This is a genomic window from Candidatus Symbiopectobacterium sp. NZEC127 (assembly GCF_025962675.1).
Classification (GTDB): domain Bacteria; phylum Pseudomonadota; class Gammaproteobacteria; order Enterobacterales; family Enterobacteriaceae; genus Symbiopectobacterium.
Window position 1 is genome coordinate 556,367 of sequence record NZ_JAGFPG010000002.1, and the last position, 19,950, is coordinate 576,316.

Consider the following 19,950-nt stretch of genomic DNA (forward strand, 5'->3'; position numbering starts at 1 on the left):
TCGATCAATGACCTGCGGGCAACTTATGCGTTTTCTCTGTGCACTTTACACTGCAAACCATCGATGCTCACACTGTCTTACTGGATGTTATCCACGGGAGTTTTCCATGAAATTGACGCAAATTCGTAACGCTACGCTGAAGGTGGACTATGCCGGAGCCACTTTCCTGATCGATCCTATGCTGGCGGAGAAAGAGGCCTGGGCCGGTTTTGCCGGAACCGCCCGTTCCTGGCTGCGCAACCCGCTGGTGTCGCTGCCGCTGTCATTAGAGGAACTGCTGGACGTGGATGCGGTGATTGTGACGCACACCCATCCCGATCATTGGGATGATGCCGCCCAACGCCATATCCCCAAGGCGATGCCGATCTACACCCAGAATGCACAGGATGCCGCATTGATTCGCTCACAGGGGTTCTCACAGGTGCACGTATTGACACAGGAGAATACCCTGGCCGGTATCACGCTCTGGAAAACTGGCGGACAGCATGGCAGCGATGCCCTCTATGCCAACCCGGATCTGGCGGCACGCATGGGGGAGACCAGCGGTCTGGTGTTTGACAGCGCGAAGGAAAAGCGCCTTTATATTGCTGGCGACACCGTATGGGCTCCCCCTTATGTTGACAGCCTGCAACGTTACCAACCCGAGGTGGTGGTACTGAATATCGGGTGCGCTACCGTGGATGGCTTTGGCCCGATTATTATGGGAAAAGAGGATGCCAGTCGAACGCTTGAGCTGTTACCGCATAGCATGGTCGTGGCCTCACACATGGAGGCAGTGAACCATTGCCTGCTTAGCCGTGCCGAACTGCGTGAATATTGTCGGGAAAATGGCATCGAACAACGCGTGTTGATACCCGATGATGGGGAAATGCTCTCACTTTGAATGCGTGGGTGACGGCAAAGGCCCACTGTCAGTAAACCGATATGTCACAGGAAATCGCCTATGCCCGCGTTACGCGTTGCCATTGTTGCCACTGAAGGATTCAGCCCGTTTCATTTTTCTGTGCCCAGCATGGTCTTCGGCAAGGCATTGCCAGAGGCGGGCCGGTTTGAGATGAAGATTTGTGCACTAACGCCGGGAAGGGTGCAGTCGGACAGCGGAATTTCCATTGATGTGGAGCACGGTCTGGCTCTGTTGGAAACGGCAGATATTGTTATCATTCCATTTTGGCATCATCCGGATGAGAAACCTGCGCCCGAGCTGCTGGCGGCGCTGGTTCGCGCCTGGCAGCGCGGTGCGGAAGTGGTGGGGCTGTGCCTGGGTACTTACGTACTGGCCTATGCCGGATTATTGGCAGGGCGACGCGCAGCCACCCATTGGGAGTTTGAGCGCGATTTCAGCCGCCGTTTTCCTGATGTGCAACTGGACAGCAATGCGCTGTACACCCGTGACGATCGCCTGATCACGTCGGCTGGGACGGCCGCAGGGATTGATTGCTGTCTGGATATTATCCGTTGCCACTGTGGCAGTGCATTGGCAAATCGCGTGGCGCGTCGCATGGTGGTGCCCCCTTATCGGGATGGCGGGCAGGCACAGTTTATTGAACGCCCGGTGCCGGAAACCACGCGTGACACGCATATTAATACGCTGTTGGATTACCTGCGCAGCCATCTCGACCAGCCGCACTCTCTGGATGCGCTGGCGGCTTTTGTCAGCATGAGTCGCCGCACCTTTACCCGCCACTTTATCAAGGCGACCGGCATGACGGTGGGCGAGTGGCTGACCGCAGAGCGTTTGCAGCGCAGCCAGATGCTGTTGGAAAGCAGCGATCATAGCGTCGAGGTGGTGGCTCACATGGCGGGATTTGCTTCGCCGATTTCATTCCGACAGCGCTTCAAGGCCCGTTTTAACCTGAGCCCGAGCGAATGGCGTCGGGCGTTTCGTGGGCCTACGCGCTGAGGGATTATTGATTCTTTTCTCTGAATGCTTTTGCTGCGCTGTTGTAAGTCGAGATAAGTTCTTTCAGCAAGCTTTCCGTGTCGATGTGTTCTCCTGTATCCTCAAGAAAACGGTCGAAAAACTCGATTACTGAAGGTTCCAGCCGATCACCAAAGGTTTCCACCACATCTTCCAGCGTATCGCGTGGGAAGGTGATGAGTTGCTTTTTCACCTCAGTCACTTCTTTCTCGACTTTATCAAGCGTCTTCTTTTCTGCTCTTTCATCCTTCGCCTTCGCTAACGATTTGAACATCCGTTCAACGTGGTCTGCACTGGCGCGCTGTTGCAATGTGGATATGCGAGTATTGGGTGCTGACTGGGTCGGTTGGTAGAAAACAACGTTTGTGGCGTCCGGGCCCAGTACCCGTGAGCGCCATTGTGCGAGAGTCTCATCAGCGTCGATAGGGCTGGGAACATTGATGCGGTGTGGTTCACCGTCAAAATCGACAATCAGCGAATACGCTTTCAGTATGCGATAACAATACTCTTCTTTTTTCATGATCCGGCCTAGGGTGTTTGCAGTAACTTATTGTATATAATATTTATTCTTGTTCTGTTCAAGCGGATTCTCCACGCGCATGGTATTCACTCGTTTCGCCTGAAGTCTACGGGCGCATCAGCGGTTCAATGCCTATCCACTCTTTCTGAGGGTGATAACACAAAGGCATCGGTGGAATCGCCACTTTTTGTCCTGCCACCGTCATTTCGCCTAAATGGATGGTCCACTTGGCGTTTTCCGTGAAGCGTGGCGTTTTGAATATCACATAGACCGAACCGTAATCATCGTTGTTAGTGAGTTTCGGGATACGGCGGTGCACTTCATCACTGTTGATATCGTAAGGGGATTGGCGCGCGTATTTCATATCGGGAATCGGGAAATCGTAGGTGAGCATACCGAGAAACAACTCTGGCCGCGCATTCACCCGAGTGCCATCTTCCAGCGTGACATAAGCCTGTCGGCTGTCGTAGAGCACCGGGATGGCAGGTTCACCTTTTTTACCGGGGCGAGAAGGGCGCTGACGGTTTTTGTTATAGGCGATCAGTTGAACATAAAACTCCGGTTTGGCTTCCGGTCCATTCACGTAAGGAATGGAGAACAACGCTTGCGTATAGCGGGAAGGAGCATAGGAAATCGCATGATCGTAGAGATAGGTTTCGAGCGTCAGGGTGGTTTCCCCCTGCGGGCCCGGCACCTTGAAAGGGTACTCACTCTGGCAAAGATCTGTGTAGGCGGCGCGTTGGCGCTGCATTGGTACACAGGCACTGACGGATACCGCAATCAGTGTCGCCATTACGGCGCGTGTACGCCATTGATAACATGCCATAACTACCCTCTTTTATATTTATTTTCCAAGATATTAGCTTAAGTACGGCCCCTCGAGTGTAGTGCTATTTCTCGTATTTGAGCGTCGGCGCAATCTGAAAAGTTACGCAGTGAATGATTACCTGAGTTAGCAAATGTTGACATTGAGCAACGAACATTTCGTTATGTGTGTAAATATATAACGAAATATTGCGTATTCAGGATGATGTTATGCCAGTAACACGACGACGCCTGCTTCAGGCGATGGCTGCCGCAGGGTTACTGCGGGGATGGCCCGCCTTTTCCGCCGAGGCCCTGACGTTTACGGTGGGAAGCTTACCCGCACCGCAACATATTCAGCGTGTGATCAGCGCGGGCGCACCTGCCGATTTGTTGCTGATGGCGGCGGCACCGGAAAAATTGCTGGGTTTCTCGTCCTTCGATTTCTCTCAAACGGGCAACGATCTGCTGCCGGAAGCGATTACCCGTTTACCCAAGTTGGGCCGTCTGGCGGGGCGTGCGACCACGCTGTCGCTGGAGAAACTGCTCGCGTTGAAACCTGACCTGATTGTTGACTGTGGCAATGCGGATGAAACCTGGACTTCACAAGCGCAACGCATCAGCAGCCAAACGCAAACCCCGTGGCTACTGATCAAGGGCACGCTGGCACGCACGCCGCAGCAGTTACAGGCGATCGGGAACGCGCTTGGCGTAGCGTTTCGCACCGAACCGCAGGCGGAACTGGCGCGTCAGTTTATTGAGGAGGCGCAGTCCTTCGCCCACTCGGATGCCGCTAACGTGCGCTTTTACGCGGCGCGCGGTGCCAGCGGGTTGGAAACCGGGCTGGCCGGCTCCTTGCACACGGAAGCGGCCGAACTGCTGGGGTTGAGAAATGTCGCGCAACTGCCGGGACGTCAGGGATTGGCGCAGGTGTCGCTGGAAAACCTGTTGGCCTGGCAGCCAGACATGATTTTGGTGCAGGAGGCCGCGACCCTGCACACGCTGACTCACGATCCGGTATGGCAGGGGGTGAAGGCCGTGGCGCAAAAACGCATCCTGTTTCTTAGCGGCTTGCCGTTTGGCTGGCTGGATGCGCCGCCGGGCATCAATCGGCTGCTCGGCTTGCGACGCTTGCACGCCTGGCTGGACAAGGACGTGGCACGTTCCTTTGAAGCTGACATGATGCGTTTTGCCACGCTGTTCTGGCATGCGCCGCTGAGCGAGGTCCAGTTTAACCGAATCGTTAACGCGCAATGAGAACGGCAACCCTGTTTACGCTGTTGAGCACCCTGGCGCTACTGTGCATCGCGCTGGCGGTGTTTTCCGGCGCTTATCCCTTAAGCCTTCATCAAGTGATCGGGCTGCTTTTCAGCCCTGACAGACATTTGCCGCAAGATCAGATCGTGTTCTGGCAGATCCGCCTGCCGCGCATCGCCGCGGCGTTGCTGATTGGCGCTGCGCTGGCGGGGGCGGGTACTACCTATCAGGGGATGTTTCGTAACCCGCTGGTCTCACCCGATATTCTCGGCGTGGCGGCGGGGGCGGGCCTCGGTGCCTGCGTTGCGATTTGGCTGGGCTTGCCGCTGCTGTTGATCCAGTTACTGGCATTTGCCGGTGGATTGCTGGTGGTGGCCGGGGTTTGGCTGATCACCCGACAGGTGACGCGGCACGATCCGGTGTTGACGTTAGTGCTGGTCGGCATTGCGCTGGGAACGGTGTGCGGCGCGGGGATCTCGCTGATCAAAACCCTCGCCGATCCTTATACCCAGTTGCCCTCCATCACCTTCTGGCTGCTCGGTGGACTTTCCACGGTGACGCGCGCCGATCTTGACCTGTGTGCACCGATCATCCTGCTGGGCATGCTGCCGTTGCTGCTGCTGCGCTGGCGCATGAACCTGCTGACGCTGGCAGATGATGAAGCTCGTACGCTGGGGATTAATGTCACACGCTTGCGCATGGGGCTGATTGTGTGCGCCACGCTGATGACGGCCAGCGCGGTAGCCGTAGCGGGCGTTATCGGCTGGGTCGGGCTGGTGGTGCCGCATATTGGCCGCTTGCTGACGGGCAACAATCATCAGCGTTTGTTGCCGGTTGCCATGAGCATCGGTGCCATTTTGCTGCTGCTGACCGATACGCTGGCGCGCGCCCTGAGTGCCACTGAAATTCCACTCGGCATTCTGACCGCCTTTATCGGTGCGCCGTTCTTCCTACTGCTGCTGTTACGAGGGGGCCGATGATGTCGCTGCTCGAGGTGCGGCAGGCCACGGTGGGCTATGCCCGCCACACGGTATTACGCGATGTGGCGTTTTCCCTACCCGCGGGCAGTGCCTGCTGTTTGCTGGGCGCCAATGGCTGCGGGAAAACCACGTTAATGCGCGCCATTCTTGGCGTGTTGCCGCTGCTTTCCGGCGAGATTGTGCTGGCCGATACCCTTTTGCACCGCTATTCAGATGCGCAGCGCGCCAGCGTGATGGCCTGGGTGCCGCAGGCGCACGAAGGCGCATTCGCCTTTAGCGTGCTCGATATGGTGATGATGGGGTTGACGCCGCACATGAGCACGTTTGCCGTGCCCGGTCAGCGCGAACGAGACGCGGCGGTGCAGCAGCTCACTGCGCTTGGGATCGCCCATCTGGCCGAGCGTCGTTGGAACCTGCTGAGCGGCGGTGAACGGCAACTGGTGCTGATTGCCCGAGCGTTAGCGCAAAAGCCACGCTTGTTACTGCTGGATGAACCGGCTTCCAGCCTGGATTTTGGTCACCAAATCGATCTGTTGGAAACGCTGGTGGCGCTGAAACAGCAGGGGATGACGTTGTTGATGGCGACACACCATCCTCTTCATGCACGCGCAATTGCCGACAGCGTGGTGATGGTGGAGCCCGATGGCCGGGTGACTCAAGGCGCTCCCGCAGAACAATTGCACACCGACAGGCTCGCCGCGTTGTACCGGGTAACCCCGGCGCAGATTCACCGCCATTTGTATGGCTCTCATTGATAAGGGATAGCAATGCTGATTGATGACATTGATTTTGCAGGCCTTTACCGCCAGCAACTGGCGCTGGCCCATCGCACCGAAAAAACGCCCGACCACTGGGATAAGCGGGCGGAGAAGATGGTGGAGAATTGTGCTTCGCCCCAGGACAGCTACCTGCAACAACTGGTGGCAAAGATTGACTTGCGCGGTGCGCAGTCGCTGTTTGATATGGGGTGCGGTCCGGGCACCGTAGCGTTGGCGCTGGCGGATAACCTGGAGACGGTGTACGGCGTGGATTACAGCCCGGGCATGCTGGAGGTGGCAGAGCGCCGCGCGCGACAGCAAGGTGCGGATAACGTGACCTGGGTGCGCCGTGCCTGGGAAGAGGAGTGGGACGCACTGCCGGTGTGTGATATCGCGGTGGCGTCGCGTTCGACGCTGGTGGCCGATATGCGGCAGGCCATGGAGAAGTTGAACCGGCAGGCACGGCTGCGCGTGTACACCACGCATCTGGTCAGCACCTCGTTTATGTCGCCGGTGATTCAGCGGGCGTTAGGACGCGAGGTGGTGGAACTGCCTAACTATATCTATGCCCTCAATGTGCTGTATCAAATGGGGATTTATGCACAAGTCGATTTTATCCGTGGACCCAACTGCCAGCAGGATAACAGTACTTATGCACGCTTCGAAGAGAACGTGAAATGGAGCTTCGGCACACTCAGCGATGACGAGCGTGAGCGGCTTTACCGTTGGTATCAACAGCAGAATGTCAGCACGATAGCGCCATCGAGTCGTGACTGGGCGTTGATCTATTGGGACAGCGTGCCGCTCGGGGCAACATCATGATTTTCCTTCCGCAGGCACTCACTGACGCTTGGCTACTGGAGGATATTCAGGGGGGCGATCTGACGACCCAGGCGCTCGGTATTGGTGGGCAGCCGGGACATATCACCTTTTTTCATCGGCAGGGCGGTTGTGTCAGCGGGATTGCCGCTGCGCGGCAGATGCTCACGTCACTTGGGGTGAGTGTGACCGCCTCGGTGAATGACGGCGAACGCGTGGTGGCCGGGCAGACCTTGCTGTGTGCCAGCGGCTCGGTGGCGGCGCTGCATCAGGGATGGAAGGCGGTGCAGAATGTACTGGAATGGAGTTGCGGCGTGTCTGGCTATCTGGCGCGCATGCTGGATCTGCTGCGCCAGCACCATCCTGACGGGCATATCGCCTGCACGCGCAAAATGATTCCCGGCACCAAGTTGCTCGCTACCCAGGCGGTGCAGGCCGCTGGCGGGTTGATTCATCGCGCCGGATGCAGTGAAACCATCCTGCTGTTTGCCAATCACCGCCGCTTTCTCGCAAACGGCGATGACTGGCCTGCCATGGTGAGCCAACTGCGCTGCCATGCGCCGGAAAGAAAGATCGTGGTAGAGGCGGATACGCCGGACGAGGCGCTGGCGGCGCTGCGTGCGGCACCTGACTGCATACAGCTCGACAAATTTACCCCTGAGCAGGCGGCGAACATTGCCCGCCTCGCTCCCACGCTCGCGCCTGCTTGCACGCTGGCGCTGACCGGCGGCATTACGCTCGCCACCCTGCCGGATTATCTCGATTGTGGCATCACGCTGTTTGTGACCTCGGCGCCCTATTACGCGCCGCCAGCGGATATCAAGGTGCGTCTGGAGCCAGACTCGCCGCGTTAGTGAAAATAAAAAAGGACATAATAACAATGAGATTCAAGAGAAATTATCTTTACACCGCGCTGTCGCTTGCTTTCGCGCATAACGCTGTTGCTGGGCTGGAAAGCGATACCATGACCGTGTGGTCGAGCCCGGTGCCTGCGGCTACCACCACGGTGCTTAATCAGGAAACCATACAGAAGCTGGATAAACGTAATGTGGCGCAGGCGCTGAGCGTGGTGCCCGGCGTGGTGTTGCAAAAATCCGGCGGACGTAATGAGCAACAGGTCAAGGTACGTGGCTTTGATAGCCGCCAGGTGCCGGTCTATTTTGACGGCGTACCGGTCTATGTTCCTTATGACGGCAATCTGGATTTAGGGCGTTTTCTCACCTCCGATCTGGCGTCGCTGGAAGTGTCCAAAGGCTATTCGTCGTTGCTGCAAGGCCCGAACCAGATGGGTGGTGCCATCAATATTACCAGCAAAAAACCGACCAAACCGCTGGAAGCCAGCGTGGGATATCGTCAGGGCTGGAGCCGAAGCAAAACTAACGCCTTCGACACCCAGGCATCCCTGGGCGCCAGTAATGACACGGGCTATATTCAGCTCAGCGGTAGTCGGGTAAAACAGGATTTCCTTGGTCTGCCGCGCAGCGTAGACAATCCGGTTGCCGGTCAGAATGGCAAGATGATTAACTCCGCAGCGGATGATAAACGTGGGATCGTCAAAGTGGGCTTTACCCCGCGCGAAAACGACGAATACGTGTTTACCTATATCAATCAGGACGGTAGCAAAGAGAACCCGCCCTACACGGGTACAAATCCTGACCAGAAATCTCGTTACTGGCACTGGCCGCAGTATGACAAAGAGAGCTATTACTATCAGGGCACTACGCAGCTTGGCGATCGCTACACCCTGAAGAGCCGTCTCTATCGCGATACCTTCGAAAATACGCTGTTGATGTATCAATCACTGGCCGATCTGAAGAACCGTAAAGGGAACTACAGCCATTACTCCGATTTTACTAACGGAGCCGGGCTGCAACTTGCCGCCGATATCCGCACCCGTGATTTGCTCTCGTTTGCCGTGAACTGGAAGGATGATGTGCACCGGGAACGGGGCGCTGTCGATGCGCCGTTTGACCGCTACAAAGATCGCACCTGGTCTTTGGCGAGTGAATACCAATGGGCTGCGGCCGATAACCTCGACGTAGTCGCCGGTATCAGCTATGACTGGCGCGACAGCCGTCAGGGTATGAAACACGAGAAAAACGGCGATATTACCCATTACGCCAACAATAGCCAGAATGCCTTTAACTGGCAGTTGATGACCAAATATCACTTCGCCAATGAAGATACGCTGTCGCTCTCTTTCTCGGATCGCACACGTTTCCCTACGCTCAAAGAGCGTTACACCACCTCGAAACCCGCCTATAACGGCCAGACGGTGCTGGTCAATCCGCACTTGAATCCAGAACGGGCGCAAACGGTTGATGTGACCTGGAACGGCACCTTTACCCGCGACTGGGGCTATGATGTCAGCGTCTATTATAACCGCGTCAATGATGCGATTCTGGGGCATACCATTGATGCCAATACCCTGCAAAACCGTAACAGCGGGCGTGTGGACTACACCGGTCTGGATCTCGGTGTAAAAGGACAAGTGACCGAGATGTTGGATCTTGGCCTGAGCTACGGCCTGATTCATGCTGATGTGAAACAGGATGAAGTCGGTAAAGTGACTGATTTGCCGACGCACACGCTGGTGGCATGGATGACCTTCAAGCCTTGGGAACCCTTAAGCTTCACCCTGTCGCAGGAGGCGCGCTCCTCGGCTTACAACAGCAGTGACGCGAAACAGCGCGCTGCTGGCTTCACCGTGACCAATTTGCGTGCGGATTACGATGTCGGCCATGGCGTTAGCGTCAATGCTTCGGTCAATAACCTGTTCGATACCGAGTATGCCTATAACTACGGGTTCATTGAGCAAGGGCGCAATTTCTGGGCGGGAATTGCCTACAAGTTCTGATTGTTTGCTCCCCGGCGTGCTGGGGAGCACCTGCATTGAGGGTGGAGATTTTATGGAACGTGAACGCGTTATGGAACACACAGCAACGTTATCCCGTATTTTGTGCAATGCGACATCAACAACGCCCCCCCATGAGAAGAAGGTGTTTACCGAGCGGGCCTGGATTCATTCTCACGGCCTGGAAACCGAGCAGGGGGATAAAACCTACTACCCGGATCCGGACTGTGCGTTATTACACTATGCGTGGGAACATTATGCTTTCTGGCGCGCTAAGTACCCCGATCGCGCTGCGCTATTCGACGCACCGGGCATTTTTGGTGAAAACTTTTCGACGCAGGGGATGACTGAACAGAGCGTGTGCGCCGGTGACATCTTCAAAGTGGGTACGGCTCTGCTTCAGGTATCCTGGGGGCGGATTGCCTGTAATACCATGGCGGGACGACTGGAAGATGATGCCGCACCGGCTTTGATGCACGCGCAATCCCGCAACGGCTGGTTCTATCGCGTGTTGCAGGAGGGCGAGGTTTACGCGGGGGCCACGTTTGAGTTGTTGGAACGCCCTTACGGTCAATGGCCGCTGAATCGCGTGCAGGATATCCTTTTCGATCTGGCCGCCGACCGTGAGGCGCTGGAAGCGGTTTATCAGATTGAAACCTTGTCGAGCACCTGGCGGGAACAGATTCGGGATCGGTTAGCACTGCTCGACCCACGTTGAGCGCGAAAACACTGCGACAAGGATGTGTTTGTTTCCACATTTTATGCTGGCGGTGGGGCGTTGTGAATGTTTTGTTAATGCGTGATAATCATCACAATAAAACGAAAATCAAACATCCCCCGCTTGCAAGGTATACCGGGTTATGGTGTATTCTCAGGCATGGATTGTTACTGTTTGAATAACAGGCAAAACCTAAAAGAGATAAAAGACTCTTTTACGTTTTGCCTTTTTTTTTGGGTGGAATATGAGAATACAACGGGTTCTGAATAACAATGTCATCGTTGCACGCGATTTTAGCGGCAAGGAGTGCGTTGTTATTGGAAAAGGCGTTGGTTTTAACAAAAAAACCGATGACCTGGTCGATGAGGCCTGTATTCAAAAAATATTTCGTCTCGATGAAGAGAACAGCATCGATAAAACCAGCGAGGCGTTTAAGGATGTTCCTGATGCGCTGTTTAATATCGTTCTCGATATCGTTAAGCAGGCGACCAGCAAACTTGACCGAAAAATTCACAAAAGCGTTTATGCCTCTTTGCTCGACCACTTGAGTTTTGCTATCGAAAGAACCCGGCAGGGTACTTATGTCGAAAATATGCTGCTGTGGGATATCAAGCGCCTCTACCGCAATGAGTTTACTATAGGCCAATGGGCGATTGCTGAAATTAATGCCCAACTCCACGTGGCGTTGCCTGAAGACGAAGCCGGATTTATTGCCCTGCATCTGCTGAACTCGCAGAAAGACGGCGCTATGCCGGATATAAAAGCGGTGTCGAAAGTGATTCAGGATATTCTGAATATTGTTAAATACCATTTCAAAATCGAATATGAAGAAGACTCAATAAATTTTCAACGGTTTGTTACTCACCTGAAATTTTTCGCGCATCGCTTGCTGAGTAACACTTATGTCACCAGCGATGACAGTTCGCTGCATGACGTTGTGGCGTTAAAATATTCTGCCTCCTATGAATGTGCCAAACGGGTGAATAAATTTATTAGTCATGATTATGGCCGTTCGTTAACCGATGATGAAATGATGTTTCTTTCTATACATATTGAACATGTGAGGAAATAAAATTTTAAAGACCGTTCTCACGATGGGGTTTACTGCAAGCGCTTAAATAGCTGCTTATTCATTCTGTAATAAAAATACGACGATGACTATTATCGAGGTCAGCCCATGAGTAATTTTCGTTTACTTGCCGGGGAAATACTGGAGCTTATTGGTGGTGAAAAGAACGTTGTTTCTTTAACTCACTGTATTACTCGCTTAAGATTTTCCCTAAAAGATGGCAAAAAATTTAATAAAGCAGCATTGGATAAACTCGATGGCGTTATTCTGGCCGTCGAAAGTAATAACCAATATCAGGTGGTGATTGGCAATGACGTCACCACCGTGTATCGCCTTTTGGTGGACGAGTTTGGCATTAAAGGCGATGCCTCCTCGGACAGCGAAGGTGAAGCCGATGGCAAGAAAGGCAATCTTGTCGGACGTCTTTTCAATAAAATGTCCTCTATCTTGGTGCCGATTGTGCCCGCATTGGCCGGTGCAGGGATGCTGAAAGCGTTTCTGGTGATCCTGTCGACCTACCACTTTATTGATACCGCAGGCAGTACCTATAAGATTCTGGCGGCAGCGAGCAACAGCGTGTTCTATTTCCTGCCGCTGCTGTTGGCGTTTTCCTGTGCCAAGGCGTTCAATGCGCATCCGTTTGTTTCCGTGGCGATTGTCGGTGCGTTGCTGGAACCGACGTTTACTGGGTTGATGGCAAAGCAGGGGGATATTGTCGAGTTTCTCGGGGTTCCGGTGGTGTTGATGAAATATTCCTCCACGCTGATCCCGGCGATACTGGCTATCTGGGCCTACTCCTATCTGGAGCGATTGTTAAAACGCCTGATTCACCAAAGTATCGAGATGGTGGCCGTGCCGATGTTGGGGATGCTGATCATGGTGCCGGTGATTGTTATTGCCGTCGGGCCGATTGGTGTCTACCTCGGGGACGGTATCGGTGCGGGTATCGCTTACATGAATGGCGTGAGCGGCATGCTGACCGGGGCGATCCTGGGCGGTGGTTGGACGCTGCTGGTGATCTTTGGCCTGCATTGGGGCATGGTGCCGGTGATGCTCAATAACCTGGCGCTGCGCGGCTTTGACACCATTAAACCGGCGACGGCCGCCGCGACCTTTGCTCAGGCGGGAGCCGCGTTCGGCGTGTTCCTGAAAGCCAAGGACAAAAAGCTGAAATCCTTTGCCCTGTCCAGCATGGTGCCTGCGCTGTTTGCTGGCGTGACCGAACCTATCGTCTACGGTATCTCTATCAAATATAAGCGCCCGCTGGTGGCATCGCTGATTGCCGGTACGGTCGCGGGTGGCTTTATCGGTTCGATGGGCACCACGGTTATGGCCTATGTGTTCCCGGCATTGACCACGTTGCCAGCCTTTATGACCACCACGTTTGCCTATTACCTGATTGGTATCGGCATGTCGTTCACGCTCTCGGCCCTATTGACCTACCTGCTGGGCTTCGATGAGTCACTCGGAGAACAACCGAAGGCCGCGCCGCAGAATACCGCCGCATCCACACCCGTGACCTCGGCCAGCAGCCAAAGTCTGTTACCGGGCATCACGCTGGCGGCACCGCTCAATGGCACTATCGTGCCGCTCACCTCGGTGAAAGATGCCGTCTTCGCCAGTGAAATCATGGGCAAAGGTATTGCGATTTTCCCTTCTGAGGGCGTAGTGACGTCGCCGGTGAACGGCGTGGTATCGAAGCTGTTCCACAGCAAACATGCCATCGGGATCACCTCTGATGATGGCGTGGAAGTGCTGGTGCACGTCGGGATCGATACGGTGCGGCTCAACGGTGAGCATTTTGCCAGCCACGTCAATGAAGGGGATCGTGTGACCACCGGGCAACTGCTGGTGACCTTCGATCTTGAGGCGCTGATCGCCAAAGGCTTCGATGTGACAACGCCCGTGGTGATCGCCAACACCGATGACTATCAGTCGATTTCAGCCACCGAACAACATCGCGTAAATAACAGCAACACATTAATGACCCTGTTTAGCGCCACCGTTTAACCATCAATGGGAGAGAAAATATGAAAGATTCAGCAATTACCGGTTTTCCAAAAGGTTTTTTGTGGGGCGGCGCAGTGGCGGCCAATCAGGTGGAAGGCGGATGGAATGAGGGAGGCAAAGGGCTCTCCACGGCAGACATGGCGATTCACAAAAAGAATCTGAAGCGTGAAGAGTATGAAAAGCACTATAAAATCACCGACGAGCAGATTGCCGATGCTATCGCCGCTACTGACGCCAGCCCGTACCCTAAACGCCGCGGTATCGATTTTTATCACCGTTTTCGTGAAGATGTTGCCCTGTTTGCCGAGATGAACTTCAAGGTGCTGCGCGTCTCCATTGCCTGGACACGTATTTTCCCCACTGGGATTGAAGAGCAGCCGAATGAAGAGGGGCTACGCTTCTATGACGAACTGTTTGATGAACTGCGCAACAACGGTATTGAGCCGCTGGTAACACTGTCTCATTACGAAATGCCGATCTATCTGGTCAACAATTTTGCCGGCTGGAATGGCAGAAAAACGGTGGATTGCTTTGAGAAATTCGCCGTTACCGTGCTGGAGCGTTATAAAGAGAAAGTGAAGTACTGGCTCACGTTCAATGAGATCGACAGCATCATCCGTCACCCGTTTACCACGGGTGGGATTGTGCCGGAGCGTTTCTCGAATGATGAGATCGAAACCGTGATTTATCAGGCACTGCACCACCAGTTTGTTGCCAGCGCGCTGGCGGTAAAACATTGTCGCCGCCTCTGCCCAGAGGCGAAAATTGGCTGCATGCTGACGCGCTTGCTGACCTACCCGGAAAGCTGTGCGCCGGAAGATATTTTGCTGGCGTACCGCGAAAACCAGCTCAACTACTTCTTTAGTGATGTGCAGATTCGCGGACGTTATCCGCGCCACATGACGCGCCGTTTCGCGGAAAAAGGCATTCATATCGACATGCTGCCGGGTGACGAAGAGATCCTGCAACAGCATACGGTGGATTTCCTCTCTTTCAGCTACTACATGTCGCTGGTCACCAGCGTCAACGCCGACAAGATGGATAAAGTGGGCGGTAACATTGCCGGTGGCGTGAAGAACCCCTACCTGAAAACCACCGAATGGGACTGGCAGATCGATCCGGTTGGGCTGCGGATTGCGCTCAACGATATGTACGATCGTTATCAGATCCCGTTGTTCGTGGTGGAAAACGGCATGGGCGCTGTGGATCAGATCGATGAAAATCATCAGGTGAACGATGATTACCGTATTGCGTTCTTCCAGTCGCACCTGAAAGAGATGAAAGAAGCGGTGAAAGACGGGGTGGAATTGATGGGCTATACCTCTTGGGCACCCATCGATCTTATCAGTGCATCGACGTCAGAAATGAACAAGCGTTACGGTTTTATTTATGTCGATCAGGATAACGACGGTAACGGCACGTTGGCCCGCTACCGTAAGAAGAGTTTCTATTGGTATCAGGATGTTATCGCCACCAACGGTGAATCGCTCTAAGGCGTGAATGCCAGGTCGGGGCGAGCATTTTGCGCCCCGACTTATCCGCATAAACCCGTATTTCCGGGCAGTGCAGGGCGGTATTATCGCGGTGTGTATTTATTGCGTTTGTGTTGGTACAGTAAATCGTCTGCTTTTAATAATGCAGTATCTAACGTGTCGCCGGGACGTAATTGATAAATACCGTAAGAAAACGCCGTCAATTTTTCTTTATCGGTTTCTGCCAGATTGCTATAAACCCGCGCAATGACATCCTGTGATGTCGTCAGGTTATAATCAATCAGAATCAGGCAAAACTCATCGCCACCCAACCGAATGCCGTAATCACTTTTGCGAATAGAGTGCGCCAGCGCCTTACCCAAAAACTGGATCGCTTTGTCGCCCAGATGATGACCAAGGGTATCATTGATTCTCTTTAATCCATCGATATCCACCGCCGCGACCGTTACTGAAATATCTCTGTTGATCAATGCCTGAATCTTTTTATCGAGCATGGGGGTCATTATTTTACGGTTATACAGGCCCGTCATGGCATCAGTCACATTATCTCGCGACAGAGACTGGTGGCGAACCAGTTGCTGTCTGGCATAGCGGCAGAGTAACCAGGTGCTGAGCACGTAAAGCGCAATCAGCCATAACATATTAAGGACGATATAGATCCCATCCAGTTTGATATGCAAGGTATAGTAACGAGTGATTTTTTCCTGGTGACTGATCAGCGCCACAGAACGCAGTGTGGGACGGTGGAAAACAATGTTATCGCCGGTTGTATTGTCTGTGACATAGAGTGAAAGGAACCGCCACAATAATGGACGTTCAGCGGTATAAAATGACGTCGCCAGATCGCTGATATTAATATCGGTAACGATAACGCCTTTAATTGTATTATTTTGAAAAACGGGTGTCAGCATACTGATTATGTTTTTTTCGGTATAACCGTCGCGGTAAATGTGTGAGACAATATTATTGCCATTATGCAAATCATTTAATGCAGTTGCATCGATATTTATTGTCAGCGCGCTGCGGTCAATATCGATGCGACCATCATTGCTGACCAGCCAGTTATTAAAAGTATAGTGGTGCGTATCGACCAGTCGATTGATATAAATGTAGTTATTGATCAAGTCGATATAATATCTGACGTTATTGAAGGTATAACCGGTGTAGTTCGAGAAACTGTACGTTGAGGAGGCACCCGCTTCATACTCCTGAATATTTGCCAGTGCGGCAACATCCTGGCTCCAGTCCGCGCACTCCGGGTTGCGTGTCTGTAACGTTCCACTGAGCGTAGGCAAAGTCTGTTTCAGTAAGTTCAAACCATAGGTTTCGCCCACTGACTCGGCATACTGACAGATATCATGCGGTATGTTCACTTTGTTATCGATAACGGATGCTGAAGGCGAAAACGCCCTGGAGAGGCGGAAGGCAATATTTTGGTTAATATATTCTTCATGAAATAGCGCAGATTTGCCATTCTCCGCAATATATCCCATATAGCTTCTGAGCCCGAGATACTCATTAACAATAAAACTGGTAAAAATGCTGGTGGTCAGAATCACAATGAAAATAATTGCGCTAATAAATTTTGGCTGTGACAAGATGCAGCATCCCTTTATTAAGCACTGATAGCCATAGTTATAGCATAAAGCGCTTCATTGTGTGCAAAAGGGCAGGCGAAGGCCGGCCCCTTTGTTTTGCGTTTTCTTTAGCGTGTTGATACCGCTCAGGTGTGTGTAATAAAGCGGGACAGACGCTGTTGCAGCCGTCGATTTTCTAGGCGCAACTGTGCGTTCTCTTCCAATAATGTCAGGGCTACGGCGATACCGGGCCAATCTAACGCTAACTCTCTTCTTAAACGTAGGGCGTGCTGCATAATCGCGGCTGCACGATCGTCAAATTGCCAGCATGAGTGTTCATCTTCATGAGGTTCAATCACTCCCAGGCCGACAATTTCACTCAGTTCATCTTCCGAAACGCCGGTATGCAGGCAAAACTCAGTAACGGTAAAGGTGATGGTTACTGTCGACATTATGCTTTCCCCCATGTTTTGCGAGGATCAAAGGATGGTTGGGCGTCTGCCAACTGTTGCCACAGGGTGCTGGTGCTGTCATCCGGTTTCGGTGGCATCACGATTTTTATCACAGCGTACAGATCGCCGGTATGGTGTTTACCGATAAGCCCCTTACCTTTGATACGTAACCGTTGACCTGCCTGACTGCCCGCAGGGATGGTCAGCAGAATGCTCTCTTTCAGTGTCGGTACGGTGACTTTTGCGCCCAGTGCTGCTTCCCAAGGAGCAAGCGGGACGACAATTTCCAAATCGTGGCCCACGATATCAAACAGCGGGTGCGGTGCAATATGGATAACCAACCACAGATCGCCATTCGGCCCACCGTGTTCACCCGGTGTTCCCTGGCCTTTAAGGCGAATGCGCTGACCGTTGCCCACGCTTGCCGGTATCTTCACATTGAGCGTTTTGGGAATTTCCTGCTCTACCATGCCGAAGGCGTTATACACCGGTAGCCTGTAACTGATGGTTTGATTGTGTTCGCTAAGGGTTTCTTCGAGGAATACTGCGACTTCGATTTCAATGTCATGACCACGGGCTGCGCGGGATTGCTGTGACTGGCGTGCATGTTGACCAAAGATAGAGGAGAAAAGATCGTCAACGTCTTCAGCCTTATAGCGCTGGTCACTTTCATGTTGCGGCTGCCGAGTGAACTGCGGATCATTACGGTGTTGCCACAGTTGGTCATACTCTGCTCGCCGCTGTTCATCACTCAGCACTTCCCACGCTTCAGCCACGGCTTTAAACCGTGCTTCGGCGTCGAGCTCTTTACTGACATCCGGGTGGTATTTGCGGGCCAATCGACGATAGGCGGTCTTGATGGTCTTGAGATCGTCAGTCGATTTTACGCCCATGATGGCGTAATAATCCTTTAATTCCATAACGTAATCTCGCGTCATTTGATCGGTAAATGGGATTCCTGTGCGTGTTTTCACCACTAAGTGTAGGATAATCCCATGCAATGCATATCTCCACTGCAAACCACCAAAGCGATAACCGTACTTAACGTAATGCATTGATTATCATTTTTATTTGCTGGAAACGGTTGATAACATCAGCAATAATTGCCGTCCGTTCAGCCCATTCTTCCCGCCTTGTGGCACAGGATCCTTGCGCGGTTCGGCACTGTTTTTACTACCGTTCGGGGCTCGATGTCATGACCGACAAAAGCAAGGATCTCGCCGCGTTATACCTCACAGAGCATGAGCGCCTGGAACGGCAGATCCGGCGTCGGGTGGGGTGCCGTAATATCGCCAGCGACCTGGTGCAGGATATTTTTCTGCGCTTGTGGGAAAAGGCGGTTGAGTGGAAGGGCGACTCTGCCGCGTACCTCACCCGCTGTGCGCGTAATGCGGCAATTGACCATTTGCGAGCGGAAAAAACCAAAGCGGATTACCTTCAGGGTGTGCTGCCCGAGCACTACGCTGAGGAAGCCGAGTCGCCACAAGAGATTGTCTCCGCACAGCAGAACATCCATCACATTGATGAAATCCTGGCTGCCTTACCGCAAAAAACGCGGCATATCTTTTTGCTCAATCGGGTGCATGGACGCAGCTTCTCGGAAATCGCTACGGTGATGGGCATTTCATCCCGTGCGGTGGCAAAACACATGGCGCGGGCCGTCGCTGCCTGCGAAGCGCGCATAGGAGGCGAGCACGATGACACCGACTGAGACGCAGATCCGCGAACAAGCGCGCGACTGGTTTATTTCTCTGCGGGATAATCCTTCGCGCGCTCAGCGTGCCGCCTGTGACCAGTGGCGACAGAGTCATCCCGCCCACGATGACGCCTATCGCGCAGTCGAGGCGGTGTGGCAGGCCACTGCGGCACCGGGCAAGCGACTGGCGGAAAAGGAGTCTGACGCGCTGGCGGTTTATCTCACGGCAATCAAGCAGGCAAAACGCCATCAACGCGCAAGGCGGTGGCTGGTCTCGGCCAGTGCCTGTTGTGCGTTGGTGATGGCAGGGGTTCTATGGTTGGAAAATCCCTACTGGATGCAGGATGTGACGGCGAGCCACGTGGCGAGCAAAGGCGAACGTCGTGACGTAACGCTGGCAGATGGCTCGCGGGTATTGCTGGATGCGGATAGCGCGTTCAGCGTAGCGTTTACGCCGCAAGGGCGGCGCGTCCACTTGCTGCGCGGTGCCGCTTTTTTTGATGTCACACCGTCGCAAACGCCCTTTGTGGTGGCGACGGCGGCCGGTGATGTGTGGGTGCTTGGCACACAATTCGATGTACGGCTGATCGATGACGCTGCACTGGTGACCCTGGCAAAGGGGAGCGTCGCGGTGACAGCCGGTGGCGCGATGACGCCAACGGTGCTGAAGCCGGGCGAACAGGCGCGCTTTAGTGCCAGCGGTACTCATGCGCCTGTCAGCGTGAATGTTGCAGACGAAATGGCCTGGCGCGACGGACGTTATATTTTCTATCGCGCTCGCTTGGCCGATGTGGTGCGTGAGGTGGAACGCTATCGTTCTGGGCGTATTCTCATCTCAGCATCCGCGTTGGCCAATGAAACGGTGACCGGTAGCTTCTCGCTGGCGGATAGCGATGCGGCATTGGCCTCTTTGCAAGCCAGTGTCGGGTTCCAGATGCGCAAAGTGACCGAACGACTGGTGATTCTCTCGCCATAATAATTTCATATTTTACAATGTGTTGTGATTTTTTGATTAAAAAGTTCAT

The 19,950-nt window shown here is 53.7% G+C and carries 19 protein-coding genes; 14 read left to right on the top strand and 5 right to left on the bottom strand.

Features of this window, described 5'->3' with window-relative positions; genetic code table 11:
- Positions 1 to 106 precede the first annotated feature (106 nt).
- Entirely contained in the window at positions 107 to 883 is a 777-nt protein-coding gene (locus J5069_RS12490; protein WP_264644185.1) for an MBL fold metallo-hydrolase, read from the top strand.
- 60 nt (positions 884 to 943) lie between these two features.
- Positions 944 to 1,900, top strand: coding sequence for a GlxA family transcriptional regulator (locus J5069_RS12495; RefSeq protein WP_264644186.1), 957 nt, complete (start codon positions 944 to 946; stop codon positions 1,898 to 1,900).
- Positions 1,901 to 1,904: 4 nt separating this feature from the next.
- Here the strand turns inward: J5069_RS12495 and J5069_RS12500 are convergent, their stop codons facing one another.
- Entirely contained in the window at positions 1,905 to 2,438 is a 534-nt protein-coding gene (locus tag J5069_RS12500) for a hypothetical protein (protein ID WP_264628207.1), read from the bottom strand.
- A 106-nt stretch (positions 2,439 to 2,544) separates the two neighbouring features.
- Positions 2,545 to 3,264 (bottom strand): hypothetical protein, encoded by a 720-nt coding sequence (locus J5069_RS12505; protein ID WP_264644187.1) that lies wholly within the window; start codon positions 3,262 to 3,264, stop codon positions 2,545 to 2,547.
- A gap of 209 nt (positions 3,265 to 3,473) precedes the next feature.
- On the opposite strand from J5069_RS12505, the gene J5069_RS12510 reads away from it, so the two are divergent.
- The 10 genes from J5069_RS12510 (at position 3,474) to J5069_RS12555 (ending at position 15,200) form a co-directional block, all read left to right on the top strand.
- On the top strand, positions 3,474 to 4,499 hold the full coding sequence (locus J5069_RS12510; protein ID WP_264644188.1) for an ABC transporter substrate-binding protein: 1,026 nt from the start codon (positions 3,474 to 3,476) through the stop codon (positions 4,497 to 4,499).
- Complete coding sequence (locus J5069_RS12515) at positions 4,496 to 5,479, top strand: FecCD family ABC transporter permease (RefSeq protein ID WP_264644189.1); 984 nt, start codon at positions 4,496 to 4,498, stop codon at positions 5,477 to 5,479. Before J5069_RS12510 ends, J5069_RS12515 begins: the two co-directional genes overlap by 4 nt.
- Positions 5,479 to 6,234: an ABC transporter ATP-binding protein gene (locus tag J5069_RS12520; protein ID WP_264644376.1), complete on the top strand. Its 756-nt coding sequence runs from the start codon at positions 5,479 to 5,481 to the stop codon at positions 6,232 to 6,234. The genes J5069_RS12515 and J5069_RS12520 overlap by 1 nt, the downstream gene beginning before the upstream one ends.
- A gap of 12 nt (positions 6,235 to 6,246) precedes the next feature.
- The gene (locus J5069_RS12525) at positions 6,247 to 7,059 is read left to right on the top strand and encodes a class I SAM-dependent methyltransferase (RefSeq protein WP_264644190.1); all 813 of its coding nucleotides are present in this window, start codon (positions 6,247 to 6,249) and stop codon (positions 7,057 to 7,059) included.
- Entirely contained in the window at positions 7,056 to 7,910 is an 855-nt protein-coding gene (gene modD / locus J5069_RS12530; protein ID WP_264644191.1) for a ModD protein, read from the top strand. Before J5069_RS12525 ends, modD begins: the two co-directional genes overlap by 4 nt.
- A 26-nt stretch (positions 7,911 to 7,936) precedes the next feature.
- Positions 7,937 to 9,913, top strand: coding sequence for a TonB-dependent receptor plug domain-containing protein (locus J5069_RS12535; RefSeq protein WP_264644192.1), 1,977 nt, complete (start codon positions 7,937 to 7,939; stop codon positions 9,911 to 9,913).
- A gap of 52 nt (positions 9,914 to 9,965) precedes the next feature.
- Positions 9,966 to 10,628, top strand: a complete 663-nt coding sequence (locus J5069_RS12540) for an MOSC domain-containing protein (protein ID WP_264644193.1) — start codon at positions 9,966 to 9,968, stop codon at positions 10,626 to 10,628.
- A gap of 244 nt (positions 10,629 to 10,872) precedes the next feature.
- Positions 10,873 to 11,700, top strand: a complete 828-nt coding sequence (gene licT, locus J5069_RS12545; protein WP_264644194.1) for a BglG family transcription antiterminator LicT — start codon at positions 10,873 to 10,875, stop codon at positions 11,698 to 11,700.
- 105 nt (positions 11,701 to 11,805) lie between these two features.
- A complete protein-coding gene (locus J5069_RS12550; protein WP_264644195.1) occupies positions 11,806 to 13,707 on the top strand; it encodes a beta-glucoside-specific PTS transporter subunit IIABC in 1,902 nt (633 codons plus the stop codon).
- A 20-nt stretch (positions 13,708 to 13,727) separates the two neighbouring features.
- Complete coding sequence (locus J5069_RS12555) at positions 13,728 to 15,200, top strand: glycoside hydrolase family 1 protein (protein ID WP_264644196.1); 1,473 nt, start codon at positions 13,728 to 13,730, stop codon at positions 15,198 to 15,200.
- A gap of 83 nt (positions 15,201 to 15,283) precedes the next feature.
- Here J5069_RS12555 and dgcJ read toward each other — a convergent pair whose 3' ends face one another.
- From dgcJ to cbpA, 3 genes are all read right to left on the bottom strand, one after another.
- Positions 15,284 to 16,798, bottom strand: coding sequence for a diguanylate cyclase DgcJ (gene dgcJ / locus J5069_RS12560; RefSeq protein WP_264644197.1), 1,515 nt, complete (start codon positions 16,796 to 16,798; stop codon positions 15,284 to 15,286).
- Between the two features lie 125 nt (positions 16,799 to 16,923).
- Positions 16,924 to 17,229, bottom strand: coding sequence for a chaperone modulator CbpM (cbpM, locus tag J5069_RS12565; protein WP_264644198.1), 306 nt, complete (start codon positions 17,227 to 17,229; stop codon positions 16,924 to 16,926).
- On the bottom strand, positions 17,229 to 18,149 hold the full coding sequence (gene cbpA, locus J5069_RS12570) for a curved DNA-binding protein (RefSeq protein WP_264644199.1): 921 nt from the start codon (positions 18,147 to 18,149) through the stop codon (positions 17,229 to 17,231). Before cbpA ends, cbpM begins: the two co-directional genes overlap by 1 nt.
- 275 nt (positions 18,150 to 18,424) lie before the next feature.
- On the opposite strand from cbpA, the gene J5069_RS12575 reads away from it, so the two are divergent.
- Both J5069_RS12575 and J5069_RS12580 read left to right on the top strand, forming a co-directional pair.
- Positions 18,425 to 18,940, top strand: a complete 516-nt coding sequence (locus J5069_RS12575) for an RNA polymerase sigma factor (protein WP_264644200.1) — start codon at positions 18,425 to 18,427, stop codon at positions 18,938 to 18,940.
- Positions 18,927 to 19,901: a FecR family protein gene (locus J5069_RS12580; protein WP_264644201.1), complete on the top strand. Its 975-nt coding sequence runs from the start codon at positions 18,927 to 18,929 to the stop codon at positions 19,899 to 19,901. Before J5069_RS12575 ends, J5069_RS12580 begins: the two co-directional genes overlap by 14 nt.
- The last annotated feature ends 49 nt before the right edge of the window (positions 19,902 to 19,950 follow it).